The sequence below is a fragment of the Pseudoalteromonas sp. S2721 genome (assembly GCF_005887425.1).
In the GTDB taxonomy this organism is placed as follows: Bacteria; Pseudomonadota; Gammaproteobacteria; order Enterobacterales; family Alteromonadaceae; genus Pseudoalteromonas; species Pseudoalteromonas simplex.
On the sequence record NZ_PNCZ01000060.1, the window covers coordinates 1 to 22,265 of the forward strand.

A 22,265-nucleotide genomic window follows, 5' to 3' on the forward strand; every position below is an offset into this window, starting at 1 on the left:
AATTTCTGACTTCTAATTTCTGACTTCTAATTTCTGACTTCTAATTTCTGACTTCTAATTTCTGACTTCTAATTTCTGACTTCTAATTTCTGACTAAATAAATATTCCCAATAAGAAAGAATCAAAAAAATTAACTTTTATGCAACTTTTTATTGACAAAGGTACCCTTATTGATACTCTAAAAGTGCTCAAAAAACGAGCTTATATTCTAATAAGGAAAGTTATATGAAAAAGTTATTTACAATTTTAACGCTAGTTAGTGGTCTATTTGCTACAAATGCCTTTGCAAATTCTGTATCGTGCTACGTAGATACAATGGCTTACGATAACTATACCCAAAATCATTGTTTTGGTGGTGAGACAAATCCTAACTGGTCACCGAAAGTTGCTTTTAAGGTTAATACCTCTAAAGAAGTTTCACGCGTTGAATGGGTATTTAGCGGTACTTACAACAGTGCAAGCGTTGCTGATTGTACTGGCACTACTTGTTTAGTTGATGTATACAAAGTTGAGAGTTCAGTAAGAGGATGTGTAGATAAAATTTATTACACAGACTACACATGGGCTGATGTAAATTGGTGTGCAGATGCGGAGTATATGTACTCTAGAAGTGGCAATTGGAATTAAAAGTAAGCTGTAAGGTACAAGTGCTATTAGGCACTTGTACTTCAAAATTTAAATTTTTAAAACAATGAATTTAACTTAATGTCCCGCTAATCGCATATTTTAAAACCCAGTTCTTTGCAGGGCCTGTGTTATTAGCAAGCTTTAAAAACTTACTGCGCACCCAGCTCAGTGGTTTAATCTCGTTTGAAAAACCAAAATAACATGCATCCATCATGCTCATCATTAGTAAATTAGCGTGGCGGCGTTTTTTCTCGTAGCGCTTTAATAATGCTTGCTGACCAACATCAGGTTGATCTGCCAAAATATCTGCCAGTGCTACAACATCTTGAAAGCCTAGGTTCACACCTTGCCCAGCAAGCGGGTTAATTGTGTGCGCCGAATCACCCACTAAAACTAAACGTCCGTGCGAGTAATCATTGGCGTGTTGGCGTGCAAGTGGAAAAACAGCATGCTCAAGTAATTCAAAGTCGCCCGGTAGTTCAGGAAAATGTTCAATGAGTTTTGCTTTAAGTTGCTCATTCGACAACTTTTGCCACTGCTTTAAAACCGCAGCATCGTGATAACAAATTAAATTAGCATAAGGCGCCTGCATCGGTAAAAATGCTACTGGGCCGCTTGGCGTAAATTGTTGCCACGTTTTTACCTGCTGCGGGGCATCTAATTTGATTAACACGCCCATGCAATGCTGGCCATATTGCCAACCCGTTACACCTAAACCAGCTTTAGTTCGCAATTGTGACTGTCCACCATCTGCAGCAACAACTAAATCAGCGGTATATTGAGTATCGCCATAATGTAAGGTGATTGAATCAGCCGTTTGAGTAATATCCGTAATGGCTGTTAGTTGCTCTATCACTTCGATATTGTACTTGGCGAATTGCTGCCAAAGACTTGCTTGAATTAAATTATTTTCGATTAAATGACCTAAATGCGTTTCGCCAATTTCATGGCAATCAAACAATAAATTCTCGCCTTGTTGCTGGTAGGCCTCTAATTGTTGATAAGGTGCGATACGATTTTGTCTTAGTAACGGCATTGCACCAAGCTCATCGAGTAAATTTTCTGAAAAACGATTAATAGCCGAAATGCGAATATCTACCTTATCTGAGCTTAAAATATGATCAGCATCGATAAGGTGCTTTTCGATAACGGTGACATCCCTACCCTGCTTGGCCAGTTTTACAGCAGTAGCAGCACCTACCATGCCGCCACCGACAACAATTACCTTATTTTTATTCATTTAATATTCGCTCATTTGGCTATTTAAATACGGGATAAATTGTAACGTAATTCAATATTGCGTGTCAGTGCATTTACCGCTTATGAATTTCAAAACAGTGACTTGTTTGATTTCACACCACAAAGATAAAAACTATACTTGGATCTGTGCGGGTATCCAGCTAAAATACGCGTCCTTTAAGTCGGCATACTTGCCACTTAATCCTGTTTCTAACACATTTTTGTGTCACTACCGAATTGAAAACGAGGCTATATTTCAATGAGTAAAAAGCTGCATATTAAAACCTGGGGTTGTCAGATGAACGAGTACGACTCTCAGAAAATGGCTGATCTACTAGATGCGACTAACGGCTATCAGTTAACTGAAGAAGCTGAAGACGCTGACGTGATCTTACTCAATACCTGTTCAATCCGTGAAAAGGCACAAGAGAAAGTATTCCATCAGCTAGGCCGTTGGAAACTATTAAAAGACGACAAACCAGAGTTAATCATTGGTGTTGGTGGCTGTGTTGCATCGCAAGAAGGTGATTCAATTCGTCAACGTGCACCGTTTGTTGATGTAATCTTTGGCCCGCAAACATTACACCGCTTACCAGAAATGATTAAGCAAGTGCAAAGTGGTGACAGCAGCTCGGTAGTTGACGTTTCATTCCCTGAGATTGAAAAGTTCGACCGTTTACCTGAGCCAAAAGCGGAAGGCCCTACTGCGTTTGTATCAATTATGGAAGGTTGCTCTAAATACTGTACATTCTGCGTAGTACCTTACACGCGTGGTGAAGAAGTAAGCCGCCCACTTGATGACGTATTACTTGAAGTTGCCCAACTTGCAGAGCAAGGTGTTCGCGAAGTAAACCTACTTGGTCAAAACGTAAATGCATATCGTGGTGAAACTCATGACGGTGAAATTTGTTACTTCTCTGACTTACTACGTTATGTCGCTGCGATTGACGGTATTGACCGCATTCGTTATACCACATCGCACCCAGTAGAATTTACGCCAGATATCATTGATGCGTACGCAGACGTACCTGAGCTTGTTGACCACCTACACTTACCAGTGCAAAGTGGTTCAGACCGTGTTCTTAACCTTATGAAACGTGGTCACACTGCACTCGAGTACAAATCTACGATTCGTAAGTTACGTAAAATTCGCCCTAACCTAAGCATGTCTTCAGACTTCATCATTGGTTTCCCAGGCGAAAGCAAAGCGGACTTTGAAGCAACTATGAACCTTATCAATGACATTGGTTTTGATATGAGCTTTAGCTTCATCTACAGTGCGCGCCCTGGTACCCCTGCTGCTGATTTACCAGATGACGTAACAGAGCAAGAGAAAAAAGAACGTTTATACATTCTGCAAAACCGTATCACGCAAATGGCGCAGCAAATCAGCCGCCAAATGTTTGATACCGAACAGCGTATCCTAGTTGAAGGTCCTTCTAAGAAGAACCCAATGGAATTACGTGGCCGTACTGAGAACAACCGAGTGGTTAACTTTGAAGGCCCTCACTCAGTGATCGGTCAATTCGTTGATGTACGTATTACAGAAGCATTGCCAAACTCTTTACGTGGTGAATTAATTCGTACAGAATCAGAAATGAACTTACGCCGTGATGTGGCACCTTCAGCTATTTTAAATAAAGCTGCTGAAGCTGAGGCCGCTACGGCCCCTAACGAAATTGGCGTTGCTACTTTCGTACCTTAGGGTGACATTTGGTGCAGGCACAGCCTGCACCCATCAATAGGAAGCAATTTTGAGTAATCAGTTAAAAACATTAGAGATTTATTTAGAACCCGCCGACAACAAACGCCTTTCATCTTTATGTGGTCCGTTTGACGAAAACATTAAGCAAATTGAACGCCGCCTTGGTGTTGAGATTGCACACCGTGATAATTTCTTCAGAGTAACTGGTAAACTGCACCTTGCAGCAGCGGCTGTTGAGATACTAAAAAACCTCTATATTGAAACTCAACCTATTCGCGGCCTGATTGGCGAGATTGAACCTGAAGCCGTACATTTGGCAATTAGCGAATCAAATGCGCTTGAGCAAGATGAAAACCCAGGTGTATATGGCAAAGACATGGTGATTAAAACTCGCCGTGGCGTTATTAAACCGCGCAATGATAATCAAGGCGTGTATGTTGCAAATATTTTGCATCACGATATTACCTTTGGTATTGGCCCTGCTGGCACAGGTAAAACTTATTTAGCGGTTGCTGCAGCTGTTGATGCCTTAGAACGTCAAGAAATTCGCCGTATTTTATTAACTCGTCCGGCAGTTGAAGCTGGTGAAAAACTAGGCTTTTTGCCGGGTGACTTAAGCCAAAAAATCGACCCGTATTTACGCCCTTTATACGATGCATTATTTGAAATGCTGGGTTTTGAGCGTGTAGAAAAGCTGATTGAGAAAAACGTGATTGAAGTCGCGCCCCTTGCCTACATGCGTGGTCGTACGCTAAATGACGCGTTTATTATTCTCGATGAAAGCCAAAACACCACAGCTGAACAAATGAAAATGTTCTTAACCCGTATTGGTTTTAATTCAAAAGCGGTGATCACCGGTGATATTACACAAGTCGATTTACCACGCGGTGCCCGCTCAGGCCTACGTCATGCCATCGAAGTATTAAACGGTGTTGATGAAATTAGCTTTAACTTCTTCCAATCACACGATGTGGTTCGCCACCCGGTTGTTGCTCGTATCGTTGAAGCTTATGAGCGAAACGATGAAGCAGAACGTTTAAAACGTGCAGAGAAGCAACGTGCGAAAGAAGCGCAAGCAAACCAACAAGAAGCAAACTCGTGACCGAATTAGATTTACAAATAGCCTGTGAGTTTAACGACTTACCAAGCTTTGAACAATTCCAGCTATGGGCTGACAAAGCCCTCAGCAACTACCGTGAAGATGCAGAGCTGACTATAGTGATCAGCGATGAAGCACAAAGCCAGCAGCTCAACAATGATTACCGTGGCAAAGATAAACCGACTAATGTCTTATCTTTTCCATTTGAAGCACCACCGGGCATTGAGTTACCTTTAGTGGGTGATTTAATCATTTGCCCAGCTATTGTTTTAGCCGAGTCAATTGAGCAAGAAAAAACCTTTCACGACCATTTTGCCCATATGGTTATCCATGGATGCTTGCATTTACTTGGATTTGACCATATAAAGGACGAAGATGCACTTGAAATGGAAAGCATAGAAAAGCAATTACTTGCCGATCTGAACATCGCTGACCCATATCGAGACGATATTTAAATTAACGGAGCAATTAGACGCAATGAGCGACGACAACTCGCAAACTAGCCAGGGTTCTTCTGGCAAAACGTGGCTGGGCCGCATAGCCCAAATGTTGCAAGGGGAACCCCAGAATAGAGAAGAGCTGGTAGAAGTAATTGCCGATGCGCAAGAACGCGACCTTATCGACCCTGAAACCAAAGATATGATTGAAGGGGTGCTAGGTGTATCAGAGCTAAAAGTGCGGGACATCATGATCCCACGCTCGCAAATGGTAACCTTAGAGGTTGATACACCATTAGAAGAGCTATTACCTATGATGGTTGATTCAACACATTCACGTTTTCCTGTGGTATGTGAAGACAAAGACCATGTTGAAGGTATTTTATTAGCAAAAGATTTATTACCACTGATCATCAACAAAGATGAGCAACTGCCTTCTTTACGTGAATATTTGCGTCCTGCAGTTGTAGTGCCTGAAAGTAAACGTGTAGACACTCTGCTTAATGAGTTCCGTCAACAACGTTACCACATGGCGATTGTTATTGATGAGTATGGTGGCGTGTCTGGTCTTGTGACCATCGAAGATATTCTTGAAATCATCGTGGGTGAAATCGAAGACGAGCACGATGAAAGTGAAGACCTACAAGATATTCGCCAAGTTGCAAAACACGTTTACGCTGTGCAAGCGTTGACTGAAGTTGATGACTTTAATGAGTATTTTAAAACCGGTTACAGCACCTCAGATGCTGACACCATAGGTGGTATTGTTTTACATGCATTTGGTCACATGCCAAGTCGTGGTGAAACAATCGAGGTAGAAGGCTTACAATTTAAAGTCACTAACGCAGATAACCGCCGTATCTTACAATTGCAAGTCACCATTCCAAAGGCTGATGATAACGACAGTGAAGAAACTGCTAACTAACCTAAGTCACCTTGCAAAAGATAAAAAAGCCTGGCTCGCACTTGTTGCGGGCCTCTTTTTAACCTTGAGTTACGCCCCCTATAACCTATGGTTTATAACTTTTCTTTCCATTGGTGCTCTACTCTACTGCATTAACCCTCTCGCAAACGGTAAATTAGCCGCTAAGCAAAGTGCTAAATATGGCTTTATATTTGGTTTAGGTTGGTTTGGTGCAGGTATAAGCTGGGTGCATGTATCAATAGCGACCTTTGGTGGCATGCCATTAATCGCATCACTTTCGTTAATGGTGATGCTTTGTGCTTATTTAGCCCTTTATCCTGCATTAGCTACTTGGCTGGCAACACGCCTTGCTAAAGGCCCATACAGCTTTATATGTTGGTTACTTGCCGCTGTAGCTACTACAGAGTACTTACGTGGCACATTGCTAACAGGCTTTCCGTGGTTGAGCTTTGGTTACACACAAACCGATAGCCCACTCAATTTTTTAGCCCCAGTAATTGGCGAGTTTGGTATTACACAGGTATGCGTGCTTATTGCATTTGCTTTATATCGCCTAGCAAATAAAGATGGTAAACCTCTTATCGCCTCTGTAGCCCTATTAGCTGGCTTATATACGATTACAAGCAGCAGCCAGCTACACTACCAAGATAAAACCATTAAAACTGTACTGGTGCAGGGTAATATTAAACAGCATCTTCGCTTTGAGCCGTCTGAGTTTTGGACGACGATGAGCAAATACCAAGATATGACTCGCCTGCATTGGAATGCTGATTTAATTGTTTGGCCAGAAGCTGCTGTGCCGGAGCTTGAAGCATTATCAACCGAGTATTTAACAGGCCTTGATAGTGCTGCAACGTTTAATGACACAGCACTTATTACCGGTATCGTTGATTACCAATACGACACACGTAACATTTTTAATACGCTAATTGTGCTGGGTAAAAAAGAACACAATGACAGTGAAGGTCATTATCAGTATTTAGGTAAAAACCGCTACCAAAAGCATCAGTTATTACCTATTGGTGAATTTGTGCCGTTTCAGGACTTCTTGCGCCCAATTGCGCCACTGTTTGATTTGCCTATGTCATCCTTCACTCGCGGTGATGAAGTGCAAAACAATTTACGCGCAAATGGTTTAAATATTTTACCGGCTATTTGCTATGAAATTGCCTTTTCTGAGTTGGTTCGTGGTAATTATCGCAGTGACTCCGACATTTTATTCACGGTGAGTAACGATGCATGGTTCGGTGACTCACATGGCCCGCATCAGCACATGCAAATAGCACGTATGCGCGCCTTAGAGTTACAGCGCCCGCTAATCCGCGTGACGAATAATGGTATTAGCGCCGTTTACGACCCTATCGCTAAATCACAATTAGCTATGCCACAATTTAAAGCGGATGTACTTGAGGCCAATATCACGTTAATTAAAGGCGATAGCATTTATAGTCAATATGGCAATTGGCCAGTATGGGCGGTGGTGATATTACTGAGCGCTGTGGGTGTATTTGTAAGGATTAAGAAATAACAATTAAAAAAGGCTTCATAATGAAGCCTTTTTACATTTAAGATTCTATCTTTATCAACTCTACATCAAATATAAGTAGCGAGCCTGCTGGAATGCTGCCGACGCGTTTACGGCCGTAAGCAAGCTGAGGCGGGATATAAAAGGTAAATTTATCTCCTTCGCTCATGAGTTGTAAGCCTTCGGTCCAGCCTGCAATGACTTGGTTTAAACCAAAGCTAATTGGTGAGTTTCTTACCACTGAACTGTCAAAAACACTGCCATCCATAAGCGTACCGTGATAGTGAACCTTTACTTTACTGGTTGCACTTGGCTTTGTGTCATTACCAGAACTTTGCTCAATTTTGTATTGCAGCCCAGATGCGGTTTCATGAACATCGTCAGCTTTACTATTATTCGCTAAAAAGTCCGCAGCGAGTTTTTCATTTTCAAGGGCTTGAAGCTTCGCTTTTTTGCTGTTTTTAAAGATTAAAAAACAAAAAATACCAATGATCAGTAAAAGTATTAAATTAATCATTCTGCGTCCTTCTCATCATCATTGTCGCCATTTACGATATCGGCGATATTGGCAAGCCTTGCTAAGGCTAGCGCGTTTATAGAGCCTTCAGGGTAACCTTCTGCGGTCATTTCACCTGCGTCTTTATCCATTAATAAGCTGAGAGCTTGATCAACCGTTTCAACGGCATAAATATTAAAGCGCCCTTTTTCAACGGCATCGAGTACTTCGTCATCAAGCACTAAATTAACTTGGTTTGATTTAGGAATAATCACCCCTTGCTCACCGGTTAAGCCACGCATTTTACAAAGCTTGAAGAAGCCTTCTATTTTCTCGTTTACGCCACCAATTGATTGCACATCACCATGCTGGTTAATTGACCCTGTCAGTGCAATAGATTGGCTAATAGGTAAGTTCGTAATGGCTGATATAAGCGCGCACAGCTCTGCTAATGAGGCGCTATCACCGTCGATGTAGCCATAGCTTTGCTCTATTGCGATATTGGCACTGAGCGTTAGGCTAAATTGCTGAGCATACTTATTACCTAAGTAACCAGTTAATAGCATTACCCCTTTTGAGTGAATGGCTTTACCCAGCTCGGCTTCACGTTCAACGTCAATTACGCCATCTGCACCTGCGTATACAGTGGCTGTTATGCGTGCAGGTGTACCAAATGAGGTATCGCCAATATGTAGCACAGTTAAGCCATTTACTTTGCCCACTGCGTGACCTTCGGTTGCAATTAAAATTTGCCCCTCTTTGATATCACTCAGCATGGTTTCAGAAATTTGCCCTGTGCGGTATTGCTTACCAACAATGGCTTCATCTATGTGATGAGCATCAATCACGGTTTGGCCATCTTGTTTGGCATAAAAACTGGCTTCTGCCACTAACTCTAATACATCTGCAAAGCGAGCTGAGAGCTTGTTATGGTGCTCAGCTTGGCGATAACTAAACTTTAATAATCTTGCCATTGCAGCTTCATTTACGGTGCAATTAAGTGTTTGCTGACAATATTCAGTCACCTTGGTAATGAACTGATATTGCAGTTTATCGCTACTTGGCAAGTAATAGTCAAAGTCAGCAAGGACACGGAATAGCTCTGCAAACTCTTCGTCATATTCACCTATGGTGTAATAAAGGTCGCGAGAGCCTAGCAGCACTATTTTTACATCAAGAGGAATAAGCTGCGGACGTAACGTAAAGCTGCTTCCCACAGAGCTGTCTTGATAGGGTAAGTCGTTTTTGATTTGATGCGTTTTTAAAGAAAGCTTAAGGCCATCCCACACTTGCGGGTTCGCCATGACTTTTTCAGCATCCATAATCAAATAGCCACCATTAGCACGGTGCAATGCACCTGGCTGAATTGAGCGGTAACTGGTGATAAGCGAGCCTTGTGAGGTCGCATATTCAATTTTGCCGAAAATATTGCCAAAGGTCGGGTTTGGCTCATACACCACAGGGGCTGCATCGCCCTCTTTGTATTCGACTAGAATATTTGGCGCAAAGAAGTCTGTGAGCATCCCTTTACGGTCAAAGTCTTCTTTATTTTCGTCGTTTTCATCATCGTCGAGCCATTCAAGTACCGCATCGATGATTTCTTCACGAATATCTTTTAAATAACGCAACACACCGATGTGCGTCGCGTATTTATGTTCAAGGGCTTTAATGAGTGGCTTAGTGGCAAGCTCAGCAGTTGATTTTTTAAGGTTACGTAGTTTTTCAGATGACTCTCGTTTCCAGCGAGGAAGCTCAATCAGCGCTTCGATTAATGCGTCTTCAAGCTTTTCGATAACCTCATAAAATTCGATACGCAATGGCTCATCAAGGGCTGAAAATTCACTGTCGCTCAATTGTTTACCATTCACTAAAGGCGCAAATCCCACAACACCATTTTCTTCAATCAGTGCCACACTTTGCTCAAGAGCTGCAATTTCAACAGCAGTAATTGCCGCATCGTAAGTATCGGTAAACTCACGGTCGATTGATTTTTTCTTGCGTTGATAACCCGGGTTATCAAAAGCTGCTGGGAATGTATCGAGTACTTCGTCGATAAATGAATCTATATCGTCAGCTAACTGCTTTGATTGACCTGCTTGCATAAATAACGCGATTGGCTCGCGGTGGTCATCATAGTTGTTAACATACAACCACTCATTAGGCGTTGGGCGGTCTTTTGAATGGGCTGTGAGTTTGTCTTTTACTAAGGTGTAACGACCATGAGCCGCTTCACCCATGACATAAACATTGTAACCCGGTAATTCCATTCCAAGTGAAAAGTCAAGGGCACTTTGTGCACGTTGCTGACCAATAAATGGCAACGCTTCTGGATATGGGTTTTGCATACAAGTCGCAACATGACTTGCTGCAATCTCAGGTGCTAACGCAGAAACAGGTAGTGGGATTAGTTTTTTTGTCATTCTAACTTCTTATTCCCAGTCTTGACTGGGCATTATAGGTAACGCCCAGCACAAGCCAGCGTCACTGATTAAGGTTGTAATGCCTTACGGCGAAAATAAATACCGCCACATTCAGTACAAGGAGTAATTTGCGTAGCATGGTAAACATCGTAACTATGCTGACAATTTTTACATACTAATGTGCCCATGGCTATCCATTCTCCCTCTTGATAAACACCATTATGTTGAAAATCTTGATTTAAGGCTTGCCATTCGAGCTGGGTTTTATCTTCAATGTGCGATAACTCGTACCAAAGCGACTCTTTAAGCTCGAGCCATGCGAGTGAATCATAGTGACTGTCGTTTTCTTTAATGTGGTCGATATCGCGTTGTAGATAGTCACGATACTGATTGAGCTTTTCTTGTCCTAAGTCTTTAAGTGCTTGCTCTGATTCAACAAATTTTTCCATTGCATCTTTTAGCTCATGATCTTTTACATCTTTGAGCCATGCACTTAAATCGCTAAGCCAAGATTTATAATCTGCCATCGTTTACTCCTTCAAAAATGATGAAAAATCAACCATTATTCTAGTTGAGTATAGGTTAACCTGCCCTGAAAATATATTTCCTTGGAAAATTAACAAAAGCGCCTATTTGCCGCTGTGATTAGCATGTATTTTGGGTTATCCTTATCGACAATTTTTTATTAATTTGCAAGAAGTCTGGAATCGTAGATGCAAGAGCAATATAACCCGCAAGACATTGAGTCAAAAGTACAAGCCTATTGGGAAGAAAACCAAGTATTTAAAGTCACTGAAGATGAGAGCAAAGAAAAGTATTACTGTCTATCTATGTTCCCATACCCAAGCGGCCGACTCCACATGGGTCACGTTCGTAACTACACCATTGGTGACGTAGTATCACGCTTCCAACGCTTGCAAGGCAAAAACGTAATGCAACCTATGGGTTGGGATGCGTTTGGTCTACCAGCTGAAAATGCAGCAATCAAAAACAACACGGCCCCTGCTAAGTGGACTTACGAAAACATCGATTACATGCGTAACCAGTTAAAGCAACTAGGCTTTGGTTATGATTGGGATCGTGAAATCGCAACATGTCACCCAGAATACTACAAGTGGGAACAATGGTTCTTCACTAAGCTTTATGAAAAAGGCTTAGTTTACAAAAAGATGTCAACAGTTAACTGGGATCCAGTTGACCAAACTGTACTCGCTAACGAACAAGTTATTGATGGTCGTGGTTGGCGTTCAGGTGCCATTGTTGAGCAAAAAGAAATTCCACAATGGTTCATCAAAATCACTGATTACGCACAAGAGCTACTAGACGATTTAGATAAACTTGATCACTGGCCTGAGCAAGTTAAAACCATGCAGCGCAACTGGATTGGTCGCTCTGAAGGTTTAGAAATTGAATTTAAGCGTGCTGATAACGAAGACACATTCAGTGTTTATACAACGCGCCCAGATACCTTCATGGGTGTGACGTACGTAGCAGTTGCTGCCGGTCACCCAATTGCACAAGAAGCTGCTAAAAACAGCGACGCTGTAGCTATGTTTGTTGATGAGTGTAAAAACACGAAAATCGCAGAAGCAGACATGGCGACCATGGACAAAAAAGGCATTGCAACAGGCTTTTATGCAATTCACCCATTAACAGGTAAGCAAGTACCAATTTGGGTCGCTAACTTCGTATTAATGGATTACGGCTCAGGCGCTGTTATGGCTGTTCCTGCGCACGACCAACGTGACTACGAGTTTGCAACAGCGTATGGCCTTGAGATTGCTCAAGTTATCGCGCCAGCTGCAGGTTCTGAAGAAACGGTTGATTTAGACAACCAAGCATTCACTGAAAAAGGCGTGTTAGTTAACTCGGGTGAGTTCGATGGCCTTGAATTTGAAGCAGCGTTTAATGCCGTTGCAGACAAACTAGAAGCGCTGGGTGTAGGTGAGCGTAAAGTTAATTTCCGTCTACGTGACTGGGGTGTTAGCCGTCAGCGTTACTGGGGCTCTCCAATCCCAATGCTTAGCGACGAAAATGGTGATGAGCTTGCAGCAACAGAAGACATGCTTCCGGTTCGCTTACCAGAAGACGTAGTAATGAATGGTGTGACTTCACCAATCAAAGCTGATCCTGAGTGGGCTAAAACAACGGTAAATGGCGCGCCTGCATTCCACGAAACAGATACCTTCGATACCTTCATGGAATCGTCTTGGTACTACGCTCGTTACTGTAGCCCACGTTTTGACGAAGGCATGATCGAGCCAGGCGCTGCCAATTACTGGTTACCAGTAAACCAATACATTGGTGGTATTGAGCATGCAATCTTGCACTTACTTTACTCGCGTTTCTTCCACAAACTATTACGTGACTTTGGTTTAGTAAACTCAGATGAGCCATTTGAGCGCTTATTATGTCAAGGCATGGTACTAGCTGATACTTTCTATCGTAAAGATGAGAAAGGCGGTGATATCTGGATTTCACCAACAGACGTACAAACTGAAACAGACGACAAAGGTCGTGTTGTTAAAGCGTGGCACAAAGAAGATGGCGAGCCGGTATTCTCTGCGGGCATGAGCAAAATGTCGAAATCGAAAAACAACGGTATCGACCCACAACAAGTTATTGCCGAGTACGGTGCAGATACAGTTCGTTTATTCATGATGTTTACAGCACCACCAGAGCAAACTCTTGAATGGTCTGATTCAGGTGTTGAAGGTGCAATGCGTTTCTTAAAACGTATTTGGAAATATGCTGTTGATGTAGAAACAGTAGGCTACCAAGCGCTTGATAAATCAGCATTAAACAACGACCAAAAAGTTCTTCGTCGTGAACTTCATAAAGCAATTGCAAAAGTGACTGATGACGTTGAACGTCGTCAAACGTTCAACACTGCAATCGCTGCTATCATGGAAATCTCGAACAAGTTACTTAAGGCACCACTTGCTGATAAACAAGATGTGGCAATTGCTAATGAAGCACTTGAAGCATTACTTATCATGCTTGCGCCTATCACACCGCACATGTGTCACCAGTTATGGCAAGACCTTGGCAAAGAAGGCGACATCTTAGATGCAGCATGGCCAACAGTTGATGAGTCAGCACTTGTTGAAGATGAGAAGCTAATCATTGTACAAGTTAACGGTAAGCTACGTGCTAAGTTAACAGTGCCTGCTGATGCAACCAAAGAGCAAGTTGAAGCATTAGCATTTGCTGAAGAAAACGTGACTAAGTTCACTGAAGGCGCGACTATCCGTAAAGTAATTTACGTACCTGGCAAACTACTTAACGTGGTTGCTAACTAAGATGGCAGCGCTTCACGCACTGAAAAACGGACTAGCCCTTGCGCTAGTCTGTTTACTGCTGACAAGTTGTGGCTTTCACTTAAAGAAAGCCTCTAACTTACCTGACGACTTGAAAGTACTCACCCTTGTTGGTGATGATGAAAAGTCAGCCTTATTCGAATTAGTCGAAAAAGAACTGATTGCGAGTAAAGTTGAGCTTAACCAAGTTGGTAAACACCCTGAGTTAAAGATTCATAAAGACCGCTTAGAGCGTCAAATTTTGTCATTATTTGATAATGGTCAGGTTGCTGAATATGAACTTGCCTATAGCGTAAGCTATACCCTCAAGCGCCCTGGACAAAAAGCGATTAATCAAAGCTTTGAATTGTATCGTAACTACCAAGACGACCCAGACAATGCCCTTGCAAAAGCAAAAGAGCTTGATTTGCTATTAAGCGAAATTCGTAAGCAAGCGAGTCGTCGTATTGTTCGTGAGCTATCACAACTGTAATGCGTTGTTATGCAAACCAGCTTCCTAGCCAGTTAAAAAAAGGCCTCGCGCCTTTTTACATGGTGTTTGGTGAAGAGCCTTACCAAATTGCTCAGTGCATCATGCAAATTCGTCAAGTAGCTAAACAGCAAGGCTTTGACGAGGTAATCAAATTTACCTTAATGCCGGGTTTTGATTGGCAAGAAATTGTTGCTCAATATCAAAGTATGTCACTGTTCAGCGCTCGTACCTTAATTGAGTTTGATTTAAACGAGCAAAAACCTGGTGCGCAAGGCAGCCAAATCTTTAAGCAGCTTGTTGAGCTTGCTAACCCCGATACTATTTTGGTTTTAAAAGGCGCCAAAGCCAGCCAAGATATTCAACGCAGTGCTTGGTTTAAAGCCCTCGATAAGCAAGGCTTATTTGTTCCTTGTTACCCATTAACAGGTAATCACCTGAGCCGCTGGTTAGATGAGCAATGCTACCGTTTAAACTTAAACCTTCATAACAACGCGAAACAAAGCTTAATTGATGCCACAGAAGGAAATTTACTTGCCTGTCATCAAGAGTTAGAAAAGCTATCTTTGCTTTATGGTAGTGAGCTAATTGACCAACAAGCTGTGATGCAAGGGCTACTAAATCAGTCAAAATTTGATATTTTTGATTTGAGTGATGCTTTATTAAATGGCCACGCCGAACAAGCGGTTAAAGTAATGACTAAACTGGCTGCCGATAACACTGAAGCCATGAGTATTTTTTGGGCCATCAATAAAGAAGCAGCTAACTTACTGGCTATGCAACACGGGCGCTTGAATGGTGCCAATATGGCTGATTTATACAAAAAGTATAATATTTGGAAAAACCAACAAGCTGTTGTACAACAGGCCTTAAATCGCTTGAACATCCAAGTACTCGAACAAATTACCAAACAATTAGCTCAGTTTGATGCCGCATATAAACAAGGCAACCTTATAGCCCCCTACCAAGCATTAATGCAAATATGCTTAGTATTTTGCCAACCTGTGGCGATACCTTTACCTTGCCACCCGGTCTTTGACTAAGAGTAACAATTCATGATTGCTATTTTTGGTGGCACCTTTGATCCAATTCACTTAGGTCATATTAATATGGCCCAGCAGTGTGTTCAGCAGTGCCAACTCGATACCCTTTACTTCATGCCTTGTGCTATTCCTGCTCATAAAGCCAAGCCAGGAATAAGTGATGAGCATCGTATAAACATGCTAAAACTTGCGATTGACGACAATCCGCATTTTGCTATCGATTACCGCGAACTAAACCGAGAAGGTGCGTCTTATTCTTTGCTGAGTTTAGAAGAGCTTCGTGCAGAAAACCCAGCAGCGCCGATTATGTTTTTAATCGGCATGGACTCATTCAATAGCCTAGATAAATGGTTTAAATGGCAAGAAATTGTCAAACTTTGTCATATTGTGGTGTACCAGCGTCCGGGGCAGCACTGCCAAGTATCTGGTGAACTTGCAGCTTATAAAGAGAATGCCGTAACAGAGCAACTTAGCCAGCTACAACAAGCCCCTGCAGGTAAGTTATTCTTTTTAAATGGCTTACAAGTTAATGCCGCCTCAAGCGAAATCAGAAAAAAGCTGCATTTAAATAATGATATAGCGGAACTTTTACCTACCAATGTAAGTCACTATATTGCGCAGCATCATCTTTACCAAACAGATGAATAAATACTGCCTGCGTGATAAAATAACAAATTAAGATTATTTATTTTTGAGAAAACACTTTGGATTCTAAACAACTACTCGCATTTGCCCTTGATAAAGTCGACGATATGAAAGCCCGTGATGTGGTACAGCTTGATGTTCGTGGTAAGTCTGACATTACTGATTACATGTTAGTGTGCTCAGGTAACTCTAAACGCCATGTACAATCTATTGCTGATCATGTTGCTAAAGAAGCACGCCATGCTGGTGAAGAACCTCTCGGTTACGAAGGCCAAAACGAAGGTGAATGGGTGCTTGTAGACCTAGGTGATGTGGTTGTGCATGTTATGCAAGACCAAACTCGCGATTTCTATGATCTAGAGAAACTTTGGGGCTAACCCTTAGCAAGGACATAGGTAACCATTTTGAAAATACAATTGATTGCTGTTGGCACCAAAATGCCAGCATGGGTTGAAACCGGATTCACAGAATATCAACGTCGCTTCCCGCGTGATATGCCTCTTGAGCTAATTGAAATCCCCGCAGGTAAACGTGGTAAAAATGCGGATATCAAACGTATTTTACAACTTGAAGGCGAAAAGACCCTAGCTGCGATCCCTAAAGGTAACCGCATTGTAACGCTAGAGGTGACCGGTAAACCAATGGATACCCATCAGCTGGCAAAAAGTATGGAAAAGTGGCAGCTTGATGGTCGCGATGTTAGCTTATTGATTGGTGGGCCAGAAGGCTTAGCACCTGAGTGTATTGCAGCGTCTGAGCAAAAGTGGTCATTATCAAACCTGACACTACCGCACCCGCTAGTGCGCATCATTGTTGCAGAAAGCCTATACCGAGGCTGGAGCTTGAATAACAACCACCCTTATCATCGCGAGTAGTAAAGCCAATGCGAAAACACAGACCCACGATTCGAGACCACTCGGCTGAAGCAAACTTGTTTGCTCGCCGAGCATTTGTGGGTTTTGTGTTTGTTACACTGTTAATTGGTGTGTTGTTATCTAACCTATACAACATCCAAGTTATCGAACATCAAGATTATCAAACCCGCTCGAACGATAACCGCATCAAAGTTATTCCAATTGCCCCTAACCGTGGGCTTATTTACGACAGAAATGGCGTATTACTGGCTGAAAACAAACCAGTTTATAATTTAGAAGTAATACCCGAGGAAGTTGATAACCTTGAAGAGGCACTGAGCGAAGTTGAAAAAGTTATTAAAATAACTGAGCAACAAAAAGCTGACTTTCTAGATGACATTAAGCACAATCGCCGCTTTAAAAGCCAAGTATTAAAAGCCCGTTTAGACGAAACCGAAGTTGCAAAGTTCTCGGTTAATCAGCATAAGTTTCCTGGCTTTAGTATCGAAGCGCGTTTAGCTCGCTATTACCCTTATGGTGATACCCTTACCCATGCCCTAGGTTATGTTGCCAAACTCAACAAAAAAGAACTCACCAAACTGGAAGCAGAAGACCAAGCAACTAACTACCGTGCAACCCACGACATTGGTAAGCTGGGTATCGAAAAGTATTACGAAGAACTCCTTCATGGTGTGGTTGGTTCGCAGCGCGTTGAAGTGAATAACCGTGGCCGAGTTATCCGTACTTTAAGCCTCACGCCACCTGAGCCAGGTCACGACTTAGTACTCACTCTCGATATAGGCTTACAACAAATTGCTCAACATGCCTTAAAAGATATGCGTGGTGCCATTGTAGTGCTTGATGCTAAAGATGGCGGCGTTTTAGCACTTTACTCCAACCCAAGTTATGACCCGAATTTATTTGTCCATGGTATCAGCAGCACAGATTACAAAAAGTTGTTAAACCCAGACCGACCGCTAATTAACCGAACCACGCAAGGCCGTTACGCACCTGCCTCTACAGTAAAACCTCATATGTCGATCCTTGCTCTTGAAGAAGGACTGGTAACCGAGCAAACACAAATTTGGGATCCAGGCTTTTTCCAAATTCCTAACGTGGAGCACAAATGGCGTGACTGGAAACGTTGGGGCCATGGTCATGTTGATGTTTATCGTGCTATTGAAGAGTCATGCGATACCTATTTTTACGATGTTGCTTACCGTTTAGGGATCACCAAAATCAGCGACTTTATGACGCAGTTTGGCTTTGGCGAACTCTCTGGAATCGATATTCACGAAGAAACATCTGCCATTATGCCATCGCGAGAATGGAAAGAAGCCCGCTTTAGAGAATCATGGTGGCGCGGCGACACCATTTCTGTAGGTATCGGGCAAGGTTATTGGACCGCAACGCCGATGCAAATAGCTAATGCAACCAACATCTTAGTGAACCGCGGGCTCGATCATCCTCCGCACCTTGTACAAGTCGCTAAAAAAGAAAACGAAGTAACGCAAATTAATAATGATGAAAAACCACCTGTAGTTTTAAAAAACCCACATCATTGGCAAATTGCGTTAGATGCGATGCACAACACCGTACATAAAGTCACAGGTACTGCTCATAAAGCATTTAAAGGGGCGAATTACGACCCAGCAGGTAAAACAGGTACTGCTCAGGTTGTGAGTATTGCTCAAGGTGAGCGTTACGACGCAAAATCACTTAAAGAGCGCCAACGTGATAACGCTATCTATGTTGGTTTTGCACCCTATAACGATCCACAAATTGTGGTCTCTGTGGTGGTTGAAAACACTGGTGGTGGTAGTACAGTTGGTGCGCCTATTGCGCGTCAATTAATGGATTACTACTTTTCAGCGAACCCGATTCAAATAGCCCAAAGTGACGCGCCATGATCCCATTAAATAAAAAACGCTCAATTTGGCAGCGCCTACACCTCGATTTACCACTTCTTATCGCCCTTATGACGATGATGGTAGCCAGCCTTGCTATTGTATACAGTGCCAGCGGCCAAGACTCTGCAATGATGATACGCCACGCAACACGTATGTTTGGCGCTATCCTAGGTATGTTTATACTCGCCCAGTTTTCGCCTAACACATTAAAGAGTATGGTTATTCCGCTCTACTGCGTGGGGCTTTTAATGCTGGTTGGGGTGTTGTTATTTGGGGTTAGTTCAAAAGGTGCACAGCGTTGGCTTGACTTAGGAGTGACCCGCTTCCAGCCGTCAGAATTAATGAAAATAGCCGTGCCAATGATGGTTGCATGGTATATCGGGCGTAACCATTTACCGCCAAGAATCATTCATTTAATTATTGGCTTTGCGATTGTAATGGTGCCAACCATTTTAATTAAAGAACAACCCGACTTAGGTACCTCTATTTTGATTGCCAGTTCAGGGATATTTGTATTGTTTTTATCTGGACTAAGTTGGCGCCTTATTGGCTTTTTATCTGCTACTGTTGGTTTAGCAGCATGGCCGTTTTGGCATTACGTGATGCTTGATTATCAAAAACAACGAGTACTGACCTTTTTAGATCCTGAAAGCGATCCGCTTGGCTCGGGTTACCACATTATTCAATCTAAAATTGCGATAGGTTCTGGCGGCATTGAAGGTAAAGGCTGGCTGCAAGGGACACAATCACAACTAGAGTTTTTACCTGAGCGTCATACCGATTTTATCTTTTCTGTACTGAGCGAAGAGTTTGGCCTGTTTGGGGTTTGTTTATTACTTTGTATGTACTTGTTTATTATTGGCCGTGGCTTATATATTGCGGTCAATGCGCAAGATGCGTTTGGTAAACTGCTTGCCGGCGCATTAACACTGACCTTCTTTGTTTATGTATTTGTAAATATTGGCATGGTTTCGGGCTTACTGCCTGTAGTAGGTGTTCCGTTACCTCTAATAAGCTATGGTGGCACCTCAATGGTGACCTTGATGGCCGGATTTGGCATTATCATGTCTATCGCCACCGATAAAAGGATGCTTTTAAAATAATGACACAGCGAGTCAATTACTTACTTATAGCGTTATTTTCTGTGCTGCTAGCAGCATGTAGCTCTTCATCTCAGCAAGGCCGTTATGCTATGGAGCATGATGCAGCCCCGCTTAGAAAACCAACCGAACTTGAAATGCAAGATGCCATAGTCACCCCGGTTGTTAAAAGCGCAAGCGCTAGCCGTCCTTACGAGGTTCGTGGTAAACGCTACACGCCGATGCTCGATGAAACTGGCTACTCTGAAGAAGGCATTGCTTCGTGGTATGGTCGAAAGTTTCACAATTATCACACCTCAAACGGCGAAGTGTACGATATGTTTGCGATGACAGCAGCTCATAAAACACTGCCGCTACCGAGCTTTGCCAGAGTAACAAATTTAGATAACGGAAAATCAGTAATTGTTCGTGTAAACGACCGAGGCCCATTTCATGATGACCGGATAATCGATTTATCTTATTCTGCGGCCTATAAATTAGGTTATTACCGACAAGGTACAGCCCGTGTTAAGGTTGAGGCTGTTACCCTTGCCAATTCTGCCCCTCGTTTAAGCTACATTCAGGTTGCAGCGGGAAGTACTCTTGCTAATGTTGAAGCCCTCGCGTTTCAACTTCGTCAGCAATATCATGTGCCAACAAACATTGTTGAAAAAGATGGAATCTATCGATTACGTCTTGGTCCAATAAAAGATGCAGCAGAAGCACAAGCAGTTTTAGAAAAGCTAAAACAAAACCAATTTCAGAACGCGTTCTTGCTTTACAGTGAGTAAGACCTTTAGAATAGGTCAACGCAACATGTTTAACTTTAACCATTAATGAGTACGATGAAATCTATAAAATATAAAATCTTAAGTGGCGTTTGTGGCCTTGTTTGCACTGCTAGCGTATTTACTGCAACAGCCCAAATTATCCCTGCCCCACCTCAAGTTAATGCGAAAGGTTATTTCTTGGTTGATTTCACCACAGGTAAAGTGATTGCCGAAGGCGAAGCAGATACAAAATTAGCACCCGCTAGTTTAACCAAAATGATGACCAGTTATGTAATTGGTACTGAAATCAAAGCAGGTAATATTGCACCAACTGATATGGTTACAGTCAGTGAAAAAGCCTGGGCAAAGAATTTCCCTGAATCATCAAAAATGTTTATCGAAGTCGGTAAGCAGATCAGTGTTGATGACCTTAACCACGGTATTATTATTCAATCGGGTAACGATGCTTGTGTAGCAATGGCAGAACACATTGCCGGTAGTGAGAGCGCATTTGCTGATTTAATGAATGCCCACGCTGAAAAGCTTGGCATGACTAACAGTCACTTCGTAAATAGCCATGGTTTAGATACTAACGAACACTTCACGACACCACGTGATATGGCAACTTTAGGTGCTGCACTTATTCGCGATGTACCAGATGAGTACGAAGTATACGCGAAAAAATCATTCACTTTTAACGGCATCAAGCAATACAACCGTAACTCATTGTTATGGGATGAAAGCATGAACGTTGACGGTATTAAAACTGGCCATACATCAGAAGCGGGTTATAGCTTAGTAACTTCTGCAACTAAAGATGACATGCGTTTAATTGCGGTAGTAATGGGCACAGAAAGCGAACGTGCTCGTAAAGTTGAAAGCAAAAAACTATTAAACTACGGTTTCCGCTTTTTCGAAACAATCACGCCATATAAAGCAGGCGATAGCTTTGCTGAGCAACGTATTTGGATGGGTAACAAAGAAAACGTATCGTTAGGTATCTTAGAAGATACGCCAATTACGATTCCACGTGGTCAGCGTAAAAATTTAAAGGCGAACTTTGAGCTTGATAAAACATTAGAAGCACCGCTTGCAAAAGGTACTAAAGTAGGCACGCTATTCTTACAGCTTGAAGGTGAAGAAATTGCACAATATCCACTAGTTACACTAGAAGAAGTGGAAGAAGGCAGCTTCTTTAGCAAGATCTACGATTACCTACGTTTACAAATTCAGTAATCTGGACATAAAGTTTATAAACGCCTTGCACCGCAAGGCGTTTTTTTTTGTCTGAAAAATGATAGAATGCGCCCCATATCAGTCGCGCTGGGTCGAGTGCGTCGTAATCTAAGTTTGCTTAACGCCAAGAAATGGCAGAGAACACCTCTATTAAGCACACTCACTGTTTGAGGAGTCACCGTCGTGGTTCAACCTGTAAAAAATACTAAGTTTGATGAGTATTTAGATTTCCCATGCCCATTCACATTTAAAATCATGGGCTTAGCTAACGTAAATCTAACAGATCAGATCCTAGAAAAGCTGCAACCAATTGCACCTGGCGATTATGCGCCAAAGGTAAAACCAAGCAGCAAAGGTAATTACGAATCTGTAACGCTTGTAGCAACGGTTACAAGTAAAGAGCACATTGAAGAAATTTATAACGTGATCAGCAACATCGATGACGTACGTCACATGCTATAGGCCG

General features: G+C 42.3%; 21 protein-coding genes. 17 read left to right on the plus strand and 4 right to left on the minus strand.

What is annotated here, in order from left to right:
* Window positions 1-225: 225 nt before the first annotated feature.
* Entirely contained in the window at window positions 226-627 is a 402-nt protein-coding gene (locus CWC02_RS17845) for a hypothetical protein (RefSeq protein WP_138619633.1), read from the plus strand.
* Window positions 628-697: 70 nt separating this feature from the next.
* On the opposite strand, the gene CWC02_RS17850 is transcribed toward CWC02_RS17845, so the two are convergent.
* On the minus strand, window positions 698-1,867 hold the full coding sequence (locus CWC02_RS17850; RefSeq protein WP_138619634.1) for an FAD-dependent oxidoreductase: 1,170 nt from the start codon (window positions 1,865-1,867) through the stop codon (window positions 698-700).
* 258 nt (window positions 1,868-2,125) lie between these two features.
* Here CWC02_RS17850 and miaB point away from each other — a divergent pair, with 258 nt between their 5' ends.
* From miaB to lnt, 5 genes are read left to right on the plus strand one after another with little or no spacing between them, the layout of a single operon-like run.
* Window positions 2,126-3,571 carry a tRNA (N6-isopentenyl adenosine(37)-C2)-methylthiotransferase MiaB gene (miaB, locus tag CWC02_RS17855; RefSeq protein ID WP_054551657.1) on the plus strand — a complete coding sequence of 482 codons (1,446 nt, stop codon included), beginning with the start codon at window positions 2,126-2,128 and terminating at the stop codon, window positions 3,569-3,571.
* 49 nt (window positions 3,572-3,620) lie between these two features.
* Entirely contained in the window at window positions 3,621-4,673 is a 1,053-nt protein-coding gene (locus CWC02_RS17860; RefSeq protein WP_054551658.1) for a PhoH family protein, read from the plus strand.
* The gene (gene ybeY, locus CWC02_RS17865) at window positions 4,670-5,125 is read left to right on the plus strand and encodes an rRNA maturation RNase YbeY (RefSeq protein ID WP_138619635.1); all 456 of its coding nucleotides are present in this window, start codon (window positions 4,670-4,672) and stop codon (window positions 5,123-5,125) included. The genes CWC02_RS17860 and ybeY overlap by 4 nt, the downstream gene beginning before the upstream one ends.
* A 22-nt stretch (window positions 5,126-5,147) precedes the next feature.
* Window positions 5,148-6,032 (plus strand): CNNM family magnesium/cobalt transport protein CorC, encoded by an 885-nt coding sequence (gene corC / locus CWC02_RS17870; protein ID WP_054551660.1) that lies wholly within the window; start codon window positions 5,148-5,150, stop codon window positions 6,030-6,032.
* On the plus strand, window positions 6,013-7,560 hold the full coding sequence (gene lnt / locus CWC02_RS17875) for an apolipoprotein N-acyltransferase (protein ID WP_171043866.1): 1,548 nt from the start codon (window positions 6,013-6,015) through the stop codon (window positions 7,558-7,560). The genes corC and lnt overlap by 20 nt, the downstream gene beginning before the upstream one ends.
* A gap of 37 nt (window positions 7,561-7,597) precedes the next feature.
* On the opposite strand, the gene bamJ is transcribed toward lnt, so the two are convergent.
* From bamJ to CWC02_RS17890, 3 genes are all read right to left on the minus strand, one after another.
* A complete protein-coding gene (gene bamJ, locus CWC02_RS17880; protein ID WP_138619637.1) occupies window positions 7,598-8,074 on the minus strand; it encodes a BamJ family beta-barrel-assembly machinery protein in 477 nt (158 codons plus the stop codon).
* The gene (locus tag CWC02_RS17885; RefSeq protein ID WP_054551663.1) at window positions 8,071-10,473 is read right to left on the minus strand and encodes a Lon protease family protein; all 2,403 of its coding nucleotides are present in this window, start codon (window positions 10,471-10,473) and stop codon (window positions 8,071-8,073) included. Before CWC02_RS17885 ends, bamJ begins: the two co-directional genes overlap by 4 nt.
* 68 nt (window positions 10,474-10,541) lie before the next feature.
* Window positions 10,542-11,000: a zinc ribbon-containing protein gene (locus tag CWC02_RS17890; RefSeq protein ID WP_054551664.1), complete on the minus strand. Its 459-nt coding sequence runs from the start codon at window positions 10,998-11,000 to the stop codon at window positions 10,542-10,544.
* A gap of 186 nt (window positions 11,001-11,186) precedes the next feature.
* Between CWC02_RS17890 and leuS the strand changes: the two genes are divergently transcribed.
* From leuS to ybeD, 11 genes are all read left to right on the plus strand, one after another.
* Complete coding sequence (gene leuS / locus CWC02_RS17895; protein ID WP_138619638.1) at window positions 11,187-13,775, plus strand: leucine--tRNA ligase; 2,589 nt, start codon at window positions 11,187-11,189, stop codon at window positions 13,773-13,775.
* A 1-nt stretch (window position 13,776) separates the two neighbouring features.
* Window positions 13,777-14,265, plus strand: coding sequence for an LPS-assembly lipoprotein LptE (locus tag CWC02_RS17900; RefSeq protein WP_138619639.1), 489 nt, complete (start codon window positions 13,777-13,779; stop codon window positions 14,263-14,265).
* Complete coding sequence (gene holA / locus CWC02_RS17905) at window positions 14,265-15,305, plus strand: DNA polymerase III subunit delta (protein WP_138619640.1); 1,041 nt, start codon at window positions 14,265-14,267, stop codon at window positions 15,303-15,305. Before CWC02_RS17900 ends, holA begins: the two co-directional genes overlap by 1 nt.
* A gap of 12 nt (window positions 15,306-15,317) precedes the next feature.
* Complete coding sequence (gene nadD / locus CWC02_RS17910; RefSeq protein ID WP_138619641.1) at window positions 15,318-15,953, plus strand: nicotinate-nucleotide adenylyltransferase; 636 nt, start codon at window positions 15,318-15,320, stop codon at window positions 15,951-15,953.
* A gap of 56 nt (window positions 15,954-16,009) precedes the next feature.
* Window positions 16,010-16,327: a ribosome silencing factor gene (gene rsfS, locus CWC02_RS17915; protein WP_054551669.1), complete on the plus strand. Its 318-nt coding sequence runs from the start codon at window positions 16,010-16,012 to the stop codon at window positions 16,325-16,327.
* Window positions 16,328-16,354: 27 nt separating this feature from the next.
* Window positions 16,355-16,825: a 23S rRNA (pseudouridine(1915)-N(3))-methyltransferase RlmH gene (gene rlmH, locus CWC02_RS17920; protein ID WP_036967350.1), complete on the plus strand. Its 471-nt coding sequence runs from the start codon at window positions 16,355-16,357 to the stop codon at window positions 16,823-16,825.
* 8 nt (window positions 16,826-16,833) lie between these two features.
* Complete coding sequence (gene mrdA, locus CWC02_RS17925; protein ID WP_138602636.1) at window positions 16,834-18,714, plus strand: penicillin-binding protein 2; 1,881 nt, start codon at window positions 16,834-16,836, stop codon at window positions 18,712-18,714.
* The gene (gene rodA / locus CWC02_RS17930) at window positions 18,711-19,817 is read left to right on the plus strand and encodes a rod shape-determining protein RodA (protein WP_054551671.1); all 1,107 of its coding nucleotides are present in this window, start codon (window positions 18,711-18,713) and stop codon (window positions 19,815-19,817) included. The genes mrdA and rodA overlap by 4 nt, the downstream gene beginning before the upstream one ends.
* Entirely contained in the window at window positions 19,817-20,584 is a 768-nt protein-coding gene (locus CWC02_RS17935) for a septal ring lytic transglycosylase RlpA family protein (protein ID WP_063527804.1), read from the plus strand. The genes rodA and CWC02_RS17935 overlap by 1 nt, the downstream gene beginning before the upstream one ends.
* Window positions 20,585-20,638: 54 nt before the next feature.
* Entirely contained in the window at window positions 20,639-21,799 is a 1,161-nt protein-coding gene (locus CWC02_RS17940; protein WP_138619642.1) for a serine hydrolase, read from the plus strand.
* A 183-nt stretch (window positions 21,800-21,982) separates the two neighbouring features.
* A complete protein-coding gene (gene ybeD / locus CWC02_RS17945) occupies window positions 21,983-22,261 on the plus strand; it encodes a DUF493 family protein YbeD (protein ID WP_054551674.1) in 279 nt (92 codons plus the stop codon).
* The last annotated feature ends 4 nt before the right edge of the window (window positions 22,262-22,265 follow it).